The sequence below is a fragment of the Paraeggerthella sp. genome, from assembly GCF_048427265.1.
Classification (GTDB): Bacteria; Actinomycetota; Coriobacteriia; order Coriobacteriales; family Eggerthellaceae; genus Paraeggerthella; species Paraeggerthella hominis.
The window spans coordinates 1-15,026 of the sequence record NZ_DBFOSR010000006.1 but is presented as its reverse complement, the minus strand read 5'-3'; the positions used below and the strand labels follow the sequence as shown (position 1 = coordinate 15,026).

The 15,026-nt window shown below is 60.1% G+C and carries 13 protein-coding genes; 11 read left to right on the top strand and 2 right to left on the bottom strand.

The window, feature by feature from the left end; translation table 11 throughout:
• Positions 1-397: 397 nt before the first annotated feature.
• The 6 genes from ACMNI9_RS00780 to ACMNI9_RS00755 all read left to right on the top strand — a co-directional run bounded on the left by ACMNI9_RS00780 (position 398) and on the right by ACMNI9_RS00755 (position 6,369).
• On the top strand, positions 398-1,165 hold the full coding sequence (locus tag ACMNI9_RS00780) for a DUF975 family protein (RefSeq protein ID WP_418830344.1): 768 nt from the start codon (positions 398-400) through the stop codon (positions 1,163-1,165).
• A 189-nt stretch (positions 1,166-1,354) separates the two neighbouring features.
• Positions 1,355-1,831 carry an RrF2 family transcriptional regulator gene (locus ACMNI9_RS00775; protein WP_216528791.1) on the top strand — a complete coding sequence of 159 codons (477 nt, stop codon included), beginning with the start codon at positions 1,355-1,357 and terminating at the stop codon, positions 1,829-1,831.
• Between the two features lie 10 nt (positions 1,832-1,841).
• The gene (locus ACMNI9_RS00770; RefSeq protein WP_216528792.1) at positions 1,842-3,170 is read left to right on the top strand and encodes a cytochrome c biogenesis protein/redoxin; all 1,329 of its coding nucleotides are present in this window, start codon (positions 1,842-1,844) and stop codon (positions 3,168-3,170) included.
• A gap of 283 nt (positions 3,171-3,453) precedes the next feature.
• Positions 3,454-5,154, top strand: coding sequence for an FAD-binding protein (locus ACMNI9_RS00765; protein ID WP_216528793.1), 1,701 nt, complete (start codon positions 3,454-3,456; stop codon positions 5,152-5,154).
• A gap of 165 nt (positions 5,155-5,319) precedes the next feature.
• Positions 5,320-5,526: a cytochrome c3 family protein gene (locus tag ACMNI9_RS00760; RefSeq protein ID WP_418830340.1), complete on the top strand. Its 207-nt coding sequence runs from the start codon at positions 5,320-5,322 to the stop codon at positions 5,524-5,526.
• A 180-nt stretch (positions 5,527-5,706) separates the two neighbouring features.
• On the top strand, positions 5,707-6,369 hold the full coding sequence (locus tag ACMNI9_RS00755) for a TetR/AcrR family transcriptional regulator (RefSeq protein ID WP_216528795.1): 663 nt from the start codon (positions 5,707-5,709) through the stop codon (positions 6,367-6,369).
• A gap of 100 nt (positions 6,370-6,469) precedes the next feature.
• Here ACMNI9_RS00755 and ACMNI9_RS00750 read toward each other — a convergent pair whose 3' ends face one another.
• Positions 6,470-8,251, bottom strand: a complete 1,782-nt coding sequence (locus tag ACMNI9_RS00750) for an FAD-binding protein (protein ID WP_418830338.1) — start codon at positions 8,249-8,251, stop codon at positions 6,470-6,472.
• 303 nt (positions 8,252-8,554) lie between these two features.
• Between ACMNI9_RS00750 and ACMNI9_RS00745 the strand changes: the two genes are divergently transcribed.
• Complete coding sequence (locus tag ACMNI9_RS00745) at positions 8,555-10,042, top strand: helix-turn-helix transcriptional regulator (protein ID WP_418830336.1); 1,488 nt, start codon at positions 8,555-8,557, stop codon at positions 10,040-10,042.
• Here the strand turns inward: ACMNI9_RS00745 and ACMNI9_RS00740 are convergent.
• Positions 10,039-10,722 (bottom strand): alpha/beta fold hydrolase, encoded by a 684-nt coding sequence (locus ACMNI9_RS00740; protein ID WP_216528798.1) that lies wholly within the window; start codon positions 10,720-10,722, stop codon positions 10,039-10,041. The two genes, ACMNI9_RS00745 and ACMNI9_RS00740, sit on opposite strands and share 4 nt — an antisense overlap.
• 280 nt (positions 10,723-11,002) lie before the next feature.
• Between ACMNI9_RS00740 and ACMNI9_RS00735 the strand changes: the two genes are divergently transcribed.
• The 4 genes from ACMNI9_RS00735 to ACMNI9_RS00720 all read left to right on the top strand — a co-directional run.
• Positions 11,003-12,391, top strand: coding sequence for a cytosine permease (locus ACMNI9_RS00735; RefSeq protein WP_418830333.1), 1,389 nt, complete (start codon positions 11,003-11,005; stop codon positions 12,389-12,391).
• Positions 12,392-12,404: 13 nt separating this feature from the next.
• A complete protein-coding gene (locus ACMNI9_RS00730) occupies positions 12,405-13,517 on the top strand; it encodes a DUF917 domain-containing protein (RefSeq protein ID WP_418830330.1) in 1,113 nt (370 codons plus the stop codon).
• A complete protein-coding gene (locus ACMNI9_RS00725; RefSeq protein WP_418830329.1) occupies positions 13,505-14,608 on the top strand; it encodes a DUF917 domain-containing protein in 1,104 nt (367 codons plus the stop codon). The genes ACMNI9_RS00730 and ACMNI9_RS00725 overlap by 13 nt, the downstream gene beginning before the upstream one ends.
• 4 nt (positions 14,609-14,612) lie before the next feature.
• A partial coding sequence (locus tag ACMNI9_RS00720; RefSeq protein WP_418830326.1) for a hydantoinase/oxoprolinase N-terminal domain-containing protein occupies positions 14,613-15,026 on the top strand: 414 nt, incomplete at its 3' end.

The following is a 15,026-nucleotide window of genomic DNA, read 5'->3' as shown; positions in this document are numbered from 1 at the left end:
CGTGCAGTGCCGCCTGTGCTCCGATGCATGCTTGAAGAGTTGCTTGACCGTAAGCTCTACGGTGAGCACCGATGAGCTGTTCGACTTCGAGCCGCGCCTCATCCATCTGCCGAACCCTCCGAAGCGCACCGGTATTCTGGGAAGCTTGAAGCGCTAGTCCGGCATGCGGATGCGGGCGGAAGGGCGATGCTCGCATCCGTATGTTCTGCTGTCGGTCGGCGGACGCTTGCCCGATGCGCCGAATTGCGGGAAGCGCCGTTTCTCTTGAAGGACCCGCCAGCGACGATCCTTTTGGCGATGCTGTGCAGTTGCGCGCCCTCGATTTTGGCTTTACGATCGCCTTCCCGCCTTCGGGGGTGTGCTAGGCTTTAAGCCTGCCGGATAAAAGGAGGCCACCATGCATGCAAGCCAGATTCGCGCCCTTGCTCGGAGTGTTCTGCGGGGCATGTGGGGCGTTGCGCTCGTCGTCACGCTGGTAGCCGTGATCATGGGCGACGTGAATGTTGCCGTATTGCCGTCTTTCACCGTTCAGGTGGGCGAGGCTTTCTATACTGTCGGCAGTTCTGACGGATTCCAATACTTGGCGCGTATTCCTTTCGCGTTCGAGCCCGCTCCCTTCGCGTTCGAACTTGCTTTTGCGGAGCCGTCCGGCTTTCTGAGCGTTGTCGTCGGCATCTACGGCGTTGTTGTTCTGATAATCGGCGGGGCGGTGCGTCAAGGGCTTTGCCAGTTCAATATCAACCTGATCAAGAAAGACGCCCCTGCGGAATTCAACGTCTTGTTCTCGAAGTTTTCGAATCTGGGCAAATGCTTTTTGCTGAATCTTGCCATGTGGCTCCTCATTTTTGCATGGTCGCTGCTGCTTATCATCCCGGGCATCATCGCCGCCTACCGCTACGCTATGGCTCCCTACATCATGGCGCAAAATCCGGATATCGGCGTAATGGACGCCATCGGCCAGTCCAAAGAGTTTATGAGGGGGCACAAAGGCCGGCTGTTCTGGTTGAACCTGACCTTCGTCGGTTGGGTGCTCCTGTCGGTTCTGACCCTTGGGATAGGCTTTCTCTGGCTGAACCCCTACATGGAGGCGGTGCAGGCGGCTTTCTATCTGGAGCGAACCGATCAGCTTCCAAGCACGTACGAAAACAGCTCCGCTTTCATCTAGCTCAGAGAATCAAGGCGGGACAAGCGTTTGCGCTCGAAGTTCTTGGAACGAGCTTTCGAGCCTTCGGCGAGGTTGCCATATGTCGATTTGTAAACTGTATTGAAAACGAGTACAGAACTGTTGTATAAGTAGGTGCAGCAGACAGGGGCCGATTGTCCTCGATCGGCCCATTCGATTTTCGGAGTAAGTATGAACAGCGATTTCATGGTAGCGGTGCACGCGCTTGTGTATTTGAACCATAAGGCGGACACCGTTTCGAGCGAGGCGCTTGCCGAGAACATTTGCACGAATGCGGCGCGCGTGCGCAAGGTGATGGTGCCGCTCAAGCGCGCGGGCCTGGTGTCGACGCGCGAAGGAAGCGTGGGCGGATACCGATTCGCGGCCGATGCTGCTGAAGTGAGCCTGCGAACGGTGGCTGACGCTTTGGGCGTGCGTTTCGTCGAATCGACCTGGCACAGCGGCAGTCATGACATGGATTGCCTTATCGCGTGCGGGATGGCCGATGTCATGGACGGCATCTTCGCCGACCTGAACAAGCGCTGTTTCGAGGAGCTTGATCGCACGAGCGTAGCCGACATCGATGCGCGCATATTCGAGCCGAGCGCTCGAGACGCCGATCGTGCGACGCATCCCCATTCGCTGATCCCAAGCAATTCGACCGATTAGGAGACGTCCCATGGGTTTTTCTCTCGAAACGAGCATTCCCGCTTTGACGGTGTTCGTGCAAGGACTTCTGAGCTTTTTCTCTCCCTGCGTGCTGCCGTTGATTCCGTTGTACGTGGGCTATCTTGCCGGCGGCGCAGGCAAGGTGGGCGAAGACGGGCTCATCGAGTACCCGCGCAAGAAAGTGTTCGTGAACACGCTGTTTTTCGTTGTTGGCGTGAGCTTCGCGTTCTTTTTGCTGGGCTTTGGGTTTACGGCGCTCGGGCAGTTTTTCACGGGCAACCAGCGCGTGTTCTCGATGGTGGCAGGCATCATCATGGTGGCGTTCGGCCTGTACATGCTGGGCGCGTTCGGCAAGACGCGCCTGATCGAATCCGAGCGTCGCCTACCGTTCAACCTGGGCTCGTTCGCTATGAATCCCCTGGTCGCCTTGGTGTTGGGCTTTACGTTCAGCTTTGCGTGGACGCCGTGCGTGGGGCCGGTGCTGGCAGGCGTTTTGCTTATGGCGTCGTCGAGCGCGTCGGCGGCGTGGGGCTATGTGCTGGTGGCCGTGTATACGCTGGGCTTCGTGCTGCCGTTTTTGATGGTGGGCTTGTTCACCGGCGAGGTGCTGCGCTTTTTCCGCACGCACGGAAACGTGGTCAAGTACACGGTGAAGGTGGGAGGAGCGCTGCTCATCGTCATGGGCTTGATGACGGTGACGGGATGGATGAACGGCGTGACCAGCTACCTGTCTTCGTTCGGCGCCGCTCCCGCCGCGCAGGAGCAGCCTGCTGATGGGGCGGGCGATGCGGGCAAGACGAACTCGGACGAGCAGCCTTCGTCGTCCGCATCGTCGCCTGATGGGGACGCTGCTGGAAAGGGTTCCTCGGAGGATGCCGCTTTGGCTCCCATGGCCGATATCTCCTTGGTTGATCAGGATGGCGTGGAGCATAAGTTGTCCGATTATCGCGGCAAGACCGTGTTCCTGAACTTCTTCGCCACGTGGTGCGGGCCGTGTCAGCGCGAGATTCCCGATATCGAGGCACTGTACCGCGATCGTGGTCAGAATCAGGGCGATCTGGTGGTTCTGGGCGTGGCGAATCCTAAAACCGCCGATAGACCGCAGAACAGCGATGCTTCCGAGGGCGATGTGAAATCGTTCATCAAGGAATACGGCATCACGTATCCGGTGCTGATGGACACAAAGGGCCAGTTGTTCAGCGCGTACGGGATCAGGTCGTTTCCCACTACGTTCATGATCGACAAAGACGGTAACGTGTTCGGATACGTCACCGGCATGCTCACCGCCGACGTCATGAACAGCATCGTAGAGCAAACGATGACCGGCGTGCGGAAGTAGGTTTTGCGCGGAGGTTTCTGACCGCTCGTTCCGTTCTGGGCGAGCGGTTTTTTGTCTTGCGACATTCCGGGTGATGAAAGGCTCTCGCTTGCAGTCGATGCGGGGCTAAACCGTTTCTAGCCGTCCTAATAGTGCTCCTGGTTTTTAGGGTGCTTAGGCGCGGCGCGAGATCTCTTACTTTACAGCGTAAAGAAATCGCGTTACCATTTGCTTTACAGTGTAAAGAAAGCACTGGGGGAGTCCGGCTTAAACGCCGGACCAAGGCATCAACAAAGGAGGAGCAATGGGAGAAGCGGACGTTTCACGTCGTTCGTTCCTGAAGGGCGTCGGCTTGGCCGGGTTGTCCGCTGGGGCGATGGGCGCATTCGGATCTGCGGGCATCGCGTTTGCCGATGACGCGGCAGCTGGTGCGTCATCAAGCGATGCGGGCGATGTGTACCGACAGCTTGCCAGCGACACAAACCTGATTCCGGTAAACAAGGCTGCTTGCCCTGGACCGCGCGGGCCGGTCGGATTCGAGGATCGCGACATCGCTGCAAGCGAAATAGGGTCTACCGAAGACTGCGACATCGTGGTGGTGGGTGCCGGCATCGGCGGCCTTATGGCAAGCCTCAAAGCTGCAGAAGAAGGCGCGAAGGTTATCTGCATTGAAAAAATGACGAAAGGTCGCGGCTGCTTCGAGTGCTTTGGCGCCGCAGGTGCGAAATGCCAGGAAGGCACAGCTATCGACAAGGTGGCGCTGCTCGATGAGATATATCGAAGCGCATATTGGCGCGTGCGTCCTGAACCCACGCGTACGTATGTTGATCGCTCGGGGGAGGCTACGGATTTCTGGCAGTCGATGCTGGACAAGGGGCAAAACGGCTTCGTTATATCCAAGGTTGAAGGGGCTCCCTCTACTAACGGCATGCCTGCGTTGAACCCGCTTATTGATACCGAGCTGGGTTTTTACGACAGCCCCTCGCTTCCGCCCGATGCGGGCGTGCGTTCTGGCTATTCGGGCATTTACGTGTGCCTTGAAATGCAGGAAGTAGCAAAGCTCTACGACAATTTGGATCTGCGCTTTGAAACTCCCGGCGTGCAGTTGGTTCGTGACGAGTCCGGTCGCGTAAGTGGCGTTATCGCTAAAAGCGGTGATACGTACGTGAAGATCAATGCCGGCAAAGGCGTTATTCTTGCCACTGGCGGCTACGATGCGAACCCTGATCTTATGCAAGCCTGGACGCGACCGGAGGACTACGCGACGTCGAGTTGGTGGAATCCCGGTTGGGGGACTACCGGCGACGGACACCTGATGGGTATCAAGATAGGTGCTCAGATGGATTCTTGCCCGCAGCCGATCATGAACTTTCGTTGGGGTAATCCGGATTCGTTTTACGATGCACGTACGTGGAACGCTGTCTACTTCGCGCTTATGGTCAACGGTCAGGGAAAGCGCTTCGTGCGCGAGGATCTTCCGTTCCAGAGCGTGTCCAATGCTCAAAACGCCCAGCCCGGTTATGGAAAGAATTGCTGGCAAGTGTTCGACGAGACGATGTTCGAAGGCATGGAAGACGCGGTCGACGAGTTTAAGGAGAAGGGGTGGCTCTTCGAGGGTTCCTCTCCTGAGGAGCTTGCAAAGCAGTGCGGCGTAGATCCCCAGGGTCTCGCGGACACTATCGCACGTTACAACGAGTTCTTTAAGGATGGCGTAGACAGGGATTTCGGGCGTGATCTCTCCCAAACCATGCCGTTTACGGGTACGCGCTACTTTGCCCTGACTACGAATAGCTGCGTGCTAGCTACGGTTGGCGGATTGACTATCGACGGCGACTGTCGTGTGCTTGACGCGGATGATCAGGTTATCGAGGGCTTGTACGCTGTCGGCAACGCATCGGGGAACTTCTTTGCAGGGAATTACCCGCGTCATATTCCAGGAACGTCTATCGGTAGGGCTGTCACGTTCGGCTACGTGGCTGCCGAGCATGCCGTGAAGGGAGCGTAAGGAACTATGTTGAATGCGAACCGATCCGCACGCGTGAAAACTGTCGTTTTTGCCGCCGCGCTGTGCTTTTCGCTCGGGCTTGCGGCATGCGCGCCAAGCGGAACTCAGGAAAGCTCGTCGTCTGTGGCGACGACGCAAACATCTGGCGACGTCGCGGGGGCTTATGTGTCCGATGAGCAATGCTTGAGCTGTCATGGTGGAAGCTACGAGGCTCTTGCTGAAACTACGTCATCGTACGGAGCCAGCAACCCTCATGATTCTATCCACGGAGGTTACAATTCCTGCGTGAATTGCCATGCGAAGGACAAGGAGGTCACCGACAACCAGTGCCTCCATTGTCATGATTGGCCCCATAATCCCAAGACGGCCTAGGCGCGATTCGCCGCTTGTCTGCATAGCGGTTTAAGTCCCTGCTTCTTGATTGCGTAATACGCAGGCCGGCCTTTGTGCCGGCCTGATTGGTTTTCGCATGATGTGCGTCCGGCGCCTCGGGGCGCGCGAATCGTCGTGCTATGCTGATGATGAAACGTATGCGCGTCGGGAGGGAACATCGTGGGCTCGGAGTTTGCGAGGAATCGAAAATGCGGACTGAACAAGGACGTTATCGTTGATGCTGCCTACCGCATGATCGATCGCGATGGATTGAGCACGTTTACCATGCGCGCGCTCGGAGCGGAGCTGGGCGTTTCGGCCATGGCGTTTTACGCGCACTTTTCTTCGCGCGAAGAAGTGCTTGCGGCGGTGCTTACGCGATTCATGGAAACGATGGATACCGACCCCGTTCCCGGTGAACGCTGGGATGATACGCTGCGCCGCACCATGACCTCGATCCATCGGGAGTTCTTCGCGCACCCGCACATGCACGATGTGGACAACGGAATAGATCCGTTCGTTTCGTATGCGGGACTGGCGGCGCATACGGAAAAAATCGTATCCCTGCATCTCGCGCAAGGGATGCCGGAGGACGTTCTTGCCAAAGCATGGGCGATGGTCGATGCGTTTCTCTCGGGATTCAACGCCAGCGCAATCGGAGCCGCTCGTCTTCGAAGCGCAGAAGAGACGCATGGCGATGAGTCCTCTTGTCTGCCTCCGTGGCAACGCATCGTGCGCAGCGCCTATACCGAAGACTCCTTTGCCAACGGTATCGAGATGATCATTATCGGCGTGAGGGGGCTGGCTGCGCCCGATCCGTGCGAATGGCGCACTCCTGCCTAGACTGCAGATGGACATGCGAAGCGCCCACCGAGATAGGTGGGCGCTTCGTGTTGGAAGGTCGCGCGTGGGAGGGGTGTGCGCGACCGTAAGGGGTATTGCGCTATTTGGCTGCCAGCAGCTTGACCACATGCAGCGCCTCGGTCATGGTGCGACCGCAAGCTACGCCGTGCATCTGGTCGGGATAGTTGCCGCTGAACAGGGAGCCCGAGCAGTCGCCGGCGCAGTATAATCCTTCGATAGGCTCAAACTCTGCATTGAGGGCCTGGCAGTCTGCGTTGATGCGAACGCCGTCGATGGTGGTCAGCAGCGTGCCGCCCAGCGTAGCGCCGAAGAACGGAGGCGTGCGAAGCTCGGACAGGCGGTACGCTTCCTTTCCGAAGTCCACGTCTTCCTGAGCATCGAACAGCTCGTTGTAGCGTTCGCAGGTGGCCAGGAAGTTCTTCTTCGCGTCGGCGTCGAAGCCCAGCTTGTCGGCCAGTTCCTCAAGCGTATCGGCCATTTGCAGACGGCCGTCTGCAAGCTCCTTCTCGAAGTACTTTTCCAGATCGTACGTGCCGTCTTCGCGCCTGACCCGCTGAACGCCCATGCGGGTGCCGGCGCTGCAGCCCAATGTGTGGAAGCGCTGCACATCCTCGCCGAAGTTGCCGTCCCATACGCTGATGTACACGCCGCCAGGTTGCTGAGCCGCCGCGTGCGGCAGGTAGTCGTAGTCGGCGGACTCCAAAGCGAAACGCTTGCCTTTCAGGTTTACCTTCAAAAACGGCTGCGTGCCAGCGTTGAACTGGCCGTTGCTCGGGAACTGCGGCTTGCCGGCTTCGATGGATTCCTGGGTGTAGCCGGCGGTGGTTCCGGGAGCTACCAGGCCGCGGTCGAAGATCATGGTTGCGCTGGTGATATCCTTTACGGCACCAGCCCACAGGGCGGCTTTGATGCCCATGCCATCGTTGTTCTGGTTGTAGCCCAAAGCGGTAACCGAGGCGGTGGTGATGGGGGACAGGGCGGACAGCATGGTGGGGTTGGCGCTGTAGCCGCCCGTTGTCAGCAGCACGCCTTTCTTGGCGTTGATCTGGGTGTAGCCGTTGTCGGTCTTGAAGATGGCACCCGTTACCTTGCCAGACTCGTCGGTAACCAGCTTGGCTAATTCGTGCTTGTAGGAAATCTGGTAGCCGTTGTCGTTCATGATTTGCTCGAACAGCTTGTTGCGCTCCGGAATGCCGTCCCGTCCGCCTTCGGCATTGCCGTAGTGATGCTCGCCGCACGGAGTGTAGAAGGGGGTGGCGCCCATGCCGCCGGGCATTTCAAACTCATCGGCGATGACCTTCGCGCCAGCAGCGCTCATGTACTTGTCGACGTACTCGAACATGTCGTTGCTCTCGTTCATCCACATGTTGATGAGAGCTTGGTCGCATGTTCCGCTGGAATAGCGAGCCCATTCACCGTGTAGGCGAGCGCGGTCGGTGTAATAGCCCTGGTCGGTAAAGGGTTTGGTATCAACAGCGTTGAACCAATGGCGCGTGGCGCCCACTTCGGAGCCCTTCTCGCATAAGATGAAGTCCATCTTCTGATCAGATGCGTAGGCGCCTGCAATCATGCCGCCGTTGCCGGCGCCTACGATAAGAAGATCGGTGTCCTTGGTTTCCGTGATGTCGCTTTCGGCAATTTCGGGCGCAGATCCCAGCCAGTCGACGGTTATGGCGCTGCTGCCGTTGTCTGTGGCTACGACGCCATTGGGAGCTGCTTTCGCTTCGGTGGAGCCTGCTGCTTTAGCATCGCCCGAACTAGGAGCTTGCGGAGCGCAGCCGGCTAGCCCGATAGCGGCAAGCGCGCCGGCTCCTGCCACGCCGCCCAAAAAACTGCGGCGAGAAATTCCCTGTGATTTCATATGTTCCTCCTTCAAATATGTTCTCTTGCCGCCCGACGGCGTCATGCGGCATCCCTCGGTCTTCACCTTATCGACGTTGCGCGGTGCTGAAACCACCCTGCAAGGGGCGTTTCGATTGGTGTCATAGGGTGGCTTCTGCTCCCCCCGATGGGGTGATTTGTGCGCGTTATGCCTGATGGAGATTGAATTGACGCTTCCTGCGCTCGCAGTGCGGGCGTGTTTCACGTACAATGGGGACACGTGATCAAGGGGGGAGGGACCTTGCAATCGGTTGCACAACGAATTCGTAGCTTGGGAGAGGCTGTGGATTCGGTTACGTTGCTGTGCGTGGTGGGCTTTGCCGTCATGGGGTTTGTTGGCGGAGTTTTAAATGCCAGTTTGTATGCGCGCGTGGCCGAGTACTGCGGGATCGCTCGCGAGGTGGCCACGCTGTTTTCGGGCGCGCTGTTTTTAGGGGTGTTCCTCGTCGCCTCGCGCAAGCCCGTTCTGCTTGATCGACGGCTGTTAACCGTAGGTGCGCTCGGCTGCGCAATCACGGCGGCTTTTGTGCTGGAATTCGCGCTATCCCTTGGCAACGGGCCTCTAACGATTGTTGGCTTCCTGTTTTCGAACGTTGCTTCGGTTTGGGCTTCCGTCATGCTTTTATGCACTCTGGCGTCCTTGCGTTCGATGGAAGCGGTGCTGGTTGCTGTGGTGTGCGGCACGGCGCTGGGCGAGGTGGTGCGCGTGGTTCATCCGCCGGTGTTGTTCCAGGTGGGTGTTGTCGAGGTTGTGGCCTGCCACGCGCTGGTCATCATGTTGCTGTACCGTCGCGGCGGTCTAAGGCTTGACCAAGTGGCGCGCGGCGCGTCTCCGGCCAGTCTTGAGCTTTCTAATCCTGAATCGTTTTTGCAGCCAGCGCACGCTTTGTTTTTATGTGCGGCGTTGTTTAGCGTGGCAACGGGGTACGGTTTGACGCTTAACGAAGTTTCGCACGCCCCGGTAGGCGTGGAGATTTCGGCGTTTGTTCTGATGGGCGTGGCGGTCTGGATGCTGCTCTCCGGCGGGGAGGGCAAGGAGGATCTGCTGTTCTCCTTTTCAGTACTGCTTGTGGTCGCCGGATTCATCATTGCTCCCTTTACTTTTTTGACAGGCCTTCCTTCGGCAAATGCTTTATTGCGCATTGGCGTGCGCTGTTTCGACATGCTGGTGTGGCTGGTGGTTCTTTCGGTTGGAAGGCGCAACCTGCTTGCATTGCTGCCGACGTATGCGCTCATACGCTGCATGAACGCTGTCGGCACCGATATAGGCGCCGTTGCCGGTCATACGACGAACGACTTGGTGGGGACGAATGGCGATGCCGCCATGCTCATTGCCGAAACGGTGCTGTTCGCGTTCGTTGCTTTCCTGTGGTTGGGCTTTCGGAAGTTCAGTTTCACTGACACTATCCAGGGCGTAGTGGGCATGGGCGCGTCGGCGGATCGCGCGCGGATGCGAAACGAGTTGTCGGAAAACGAAACTGCGCCGCGGGGCGAAAGGGGAGACGCGACGACGAGCGTTGCGGTTGCGCCGAGCATTGAGGAACGATGTCGTTTTATCGGGGTGGATTGTGGTTTGACCGAGCGCGAAACCGAGATATTCGCGATGTTGGCGCGTGGGCGCAACGGGCAATTCGTCATGGACTATTACGTAGTTTCTCGAAACACGGTGAAAAGCCACGTTAAGCATATATATGCCAAATTGGGCGTTCACTCTCAACAAGAGTTGATTGACTTGGTGGAGGATTGGCGCGCGCCAGCGGCACGGCCTTAGCGTTCGAGCAGGAAGCGCTCGACTTCGCGGTTGAATGCTTCGGGGTTCTTGGCTGCCACGAAGTGATCTCCGGGAACGAACGTCAGGCGCGCATCGGGCAGGCTTTTCGCGATCAGCCGCGTGTGGCCCTCCTCGATCATGTCGTCCGTGCCCGCTATCACGAGCGTCGGCACGTCAAGTCTGCTCAACTGCCGCGGATCGATGTTCGGGTCGTTCACCATAAGCCCCAGCATCTCGGCGTTGTCATGCGCCTTTTTGCTCCAGCGGGCAAACAGCGACGCCGCGCGATACCCCAGTTCAATGGGAATCTGCACGGATCGCTTCACGCCGGCTGCGTTCAGGTTCGCGCCGTTCAGGACAAGGCGGTCCACGCGATCCGGATGTGCGAGCGCGAACGTGAGCGCGATGTTGCCGCCGTCCGAGAATCCCAGAACATGGGCGCGTTCGATAGCGTGCGCGTCCATAAATCGCAGCAGGTCGTCGGCGAACTGGCGAATGGTGAACGGGGCGCTCCCTCGCGGCGATCGGCCGTGCCCGCGTGTGTCCAGGGCGATCACGCGAAAGCTGCGCGAGAATCGTTCGATCTGATGCTCGAAGTACGTTGAGTCCTCGCCGTTACCGTGCAGCAAGATGAGCGGCGTGCCGGATCCTTGCTCGCGGTAGTGCAGCTTGACGTCCATGGCACGCCCCTCCTTCGTCCTGCAATCGTTTTGGCGCTCCGCCTATCATAGACTACGCGCGTCGCTTGCGCCCCTTGCTTTGCCATCCGGCTCCCATCCAGCCCCGTCCAACCCCTGCCCGCTCGCACCCGCGCCGCGACCCGAACCCCCCCCATCTTGCCCGCGCGTCGCCTCCATCCGGTCACATCCCGCGCGCTTTGCCCCTCACGTGCACAAGGCGGGTTATGCTACACTTCGAGGTCATCCTTATCCGAACATGAACAGCGAAAAGGGGACGCGCATGACGTCTTCAGCACCTGATTTCTCCGCGGCGGCTGACGAAGCGGCGTCATCGCCAGCCAGCCTTGCCGCCGGCCTGCACGTTGCCGAATCCGATCGGAAGTCTTGGCTGGACATAGCCTTTGTCCGTGCAGGCGGCATGTTCAGCGCGCCCACGCTCATGGTCGGCGCCGCTTTGGGCATGGGGCTGGCGCTTTCAGGGGCCGCCCTTGCCACGCTCGCTGGTTTTGGATTCATCGTGGCGTATATGTGCTTCGTTAGCATGCAGGCTGCTGACCTGGGTCTTCCTACCGCTTCTTTGGCTGCACCGGCGCTTGGGCGCGCGGGCGCTCGCTACCTGGTTTCCCTCATCGTGGGCGTGGTGACCATTGGCTGGTTCGGCGTGCAGACGGCGGTGTGCGGGGCTTCGCTGTCTCTTATGCTGCTCGATGTGTTCGCCATTGAGGCGCCGGTGTGGGCTTGCTCGGTTGCCCTGGGCGCCCTCATGCTCATTACGGCCGTCATCGGGTTCAACGGCCTGAAATGGTTGAGTTCGGTCGCCGCGCCGCTGCTGGTGCTTATCTGCCTGTACGGCGTGGGCGCTTCCATTGCGCGCGCAGGAAGCTTGGAGCCGCTGTTGGGGTACGTGCCGCTGCCGGCCGACGCCATCGGGTTCATCGCCGGCGTCAACATGGCCGTAGGGCTGTTCGCGTTCGCGGGAGCCACGGCTGGCGACTTCGCCCGATTCGCGCGCACGCGCAAAGACGCCGTGCTCTCATGCGTGCTAGGCGTGATTCCGGCCGCGCTCGTGGCGTTGGTGGCGGGCGCTTCGTTGGCTATCGTCACGGGCGAGTCCGACATCGCCGTCATCATGAATTCGGTAGGCCTTCCGGCAGTGGGCCTGGTGGCGCTCGTGCTGTCGGCGTGGACGGTGAACGCGGGCAACGTGTACTCGGCGGGGCTGGGCTTCGCCGTCATGATGGGCCGCGACGAAGACGGATCCAAGTGGACCACGGCCGTGTCCGGCGTGCTGGGCATCGTGCTGGCGGTGGGCGGCATATTGGGGCAGTTCGAGGCGTTCCTCACGGTGCTTTCCGCGTGCGGCCCGGCTCTTGCGGGCGTGATGATTGCCGATTACTGGCTGGTGCGCAAAGGCCGTCCTGAAAACGTGCGCGTGCAGGAGGGCTTTTCGGTTGCGGGCCTGGCCGGGCTTGCGGCCGGTATCGCGGTCGGCGTGGTGACCGGCGGCACGTTCGCTCTTGTTCCCGGCCTCGAGTTTCTTGACATGCCGTTTTTCATCGGGCCGGTGAACGGCATAGCGGTATCTATGGTGGTTTACGTTCTTGCTTACAAATTGGCCAAACTCCCGGCATTCCCCGGTACAATTCAACTTACCGTTCATCGTAAGTAGAGGGGGCAGCAGCGTGCGTCTTATCCAGGTGGAGGACATCGCCGATATAGCGTTGGGCTCGTCGCTTCTGGGCGCTGGCGGCGGGGGAGATCCGTACATGGGCTCGCTCGAAACCACTGCTGCCATTCGCGAATGCGGTCCGGTGCGCCTGCTGGATGCCGACGAGGTGCCTGATGACTGGACGGTGGCGTCCATCGGCAGCGTGGGCGCGCCCTCGGTGGTGCTCGAGAAGGGCGTCAACGGCCAGGAGTACGCTCGTGCGCTCGACCTGCTGGAGCGCAGGCTGGGCCGCGCCATCGACGCGTTCGTCTTGGCCGAGGCCGGTGGTTTGAACTCGCTGGTCCCCATTGCCGCTGCGGCTCGCGTGGGGATACCGGTGGTCAACGTGGACGGCATGGGCCGCGCGTTTCCCGGATTGCAGCAGGATACGTACTGCATGGCCGGCGTTCCCACCACGCCTATGGCGTTCGTGGACGAGAAGGGCAACCGCGCTCTCATCGAAACCATCGACAACGATTGGACCGAGGCCATCGGTCGTGCGGTGACCACGGCATGCGGCGGCTCGCTCATCAATCTGGGAGCTTCGATGTCGGGCGCGAAGATGAAGGAGTGTGCCGTTCGCGGGACGGTTGACCTGGCTCAACGCCTCGGCCGCATTATCCGCACGGCGAAGGACGCGCGCGAGCGTTCCGCCCGTGAGTTCTTCCTGGAGGAATCGGACGCGCACCTGTTCTTATGCGCGAAGATCGTCGACGTGCTACGCGAGACGCGCGATGGCTACAACTTCGGTCGCGCCGTGCTGGAAGGCGTGGGCGACGATAGGGGGCGCACGGGTTCGGTCGTGTTCCAGAACGAGAACCTGTACGCCGAAGTGGACGGACGCGTTGCCATGAGCGTTCCCGATTTGGTGTGCCTGGTGGATGCCGATACCTTTGTGCCGGTGACCACCGAGTCGCTCAAGTACGGCAAACGTGTGCTATTAGTAGGATTGGCGTGCGACGCTGCATGGCGCACGCCCCAGGGCGTCGCGTTGGGCGGCCCTGCGTTTTTCGGTTTCGACATACCGTACGTGCCGGTTGAGATAAGCTACGCATCGTTCGAAGGAGAGAAAACGTGCGAGAACTAGGAATCCAGGAAATCGAGGACATCGCTTTAGGCGCGGCGTTGCTGGGCGCCGGCGGGGGCGGCGATCCCTACATCGGCAAGCTTACGGCTATCGGGGCGGTGAAGGAATGCGGCCCGGTGCAGATGATCGGCATCGACGAAGTGCCCGAAGGCGCGCTCATCATGCCGGCGGCGTCCATGGGCGCTCCCACCATCCTGGCCGAGAAGGGCGTCGGCGCCAACGAGTTCGCCAAGCTGTTCGACATGGTGTCGCGCTACTACGGCAAGCCCATCTACGCCACCATGCCCATCGAGGCGGGCGGCGTGAACTCCATGCTGCCCATCGCCGCCGCTGCGCGCTTGGGCATTCCCATGGTGGACGTGGACGGCATGGGCCGCGCTTTCCCGGAGCTGCAAATGGTCACGTTCACCATCGGCGGCGCGTCGGCTACGCCCATGGCGTTCATCGACGAGAAGGGCAACTCGGGCATTCTGGATACCATTACGAACAAATGGACCGAAGACATCGCCCGCGCTGCCACGATGACCTGCGGCGGCACGCTGACCATCGCGCTGTTCTGCATGGACACGCAAACGTGCCGGGAATACGGCGTGCACGGCATTGTCACGCGCTCCGAGGAGCTGGGCCGCGCCATTCGCCTGGCGAAGAGCGAGGCATCGGCGGCGGGTTTGACGCCCGAAGAGTTCTTCCTTAAGTTCACGGGCGGCTACAAGCTGTTCAAGGGCAAGATCTCCGACGTTCTGCGCGAAACGCGCGGCGCGTTCAACTTTGGCAAAGTGGTGCTTGAGGGCATTGCCGAAGACCGGGGCAGCCAAGCTTACGTCGAGTTCCAGAACGAGAACCTGAGCTGCGTGGTGGACGGCGAGATCCTGGCCACCACCCCCGACCTCATTTGCCTGGTGGACCCCGACACCTTCACGCCGGTTCCCACCGACGCGCTCAAGTACGGCAAGCGCGTGATGGCGTTGGGCCTGGAGTGCTTCGACATGTGGCGCACGCCGGCCGGCATCGATCTGGTGGGGCCGCGCTACTTCGGCCTGGACACCGATTACATCCCCGTTGAAGAGCGCTGCACGCGGAAGGGAGCATAAGGCTATGTACAAGTTGGGAATCGACGTAGGCGGCACGAACACCGACGCCGTTTTGATCGACGAGGATCTAAACGTTGTTGCCGCGGTGAAAAACCCCACGTCAGGGGATATTTACGGCGGCATCATGGGCGCGGTTGACGCCGTCTTGGCCGATAGCGGCGTCGATCGCGCGCAGATCGGGCAGGCCATGCTGGGCACCACGCAGTGCACGAACGCCATCGTGGAGCGCAAGGGCCTGGCGCCTATCGCCATCCTGCGCATCGGCGCGCCTGCTTCAGTGGGCATCCCGCCCATGGTGGACTGGGCGCAGGACATCGCCGCGGTCAGCGTGGACGCCGCCATTATCGAGGGCGGTTTCGAATACGACGGCAAGCGCCTGGCGGAATTCGACGAAGCGGCGTGTCGTGCGTTTTTCGAG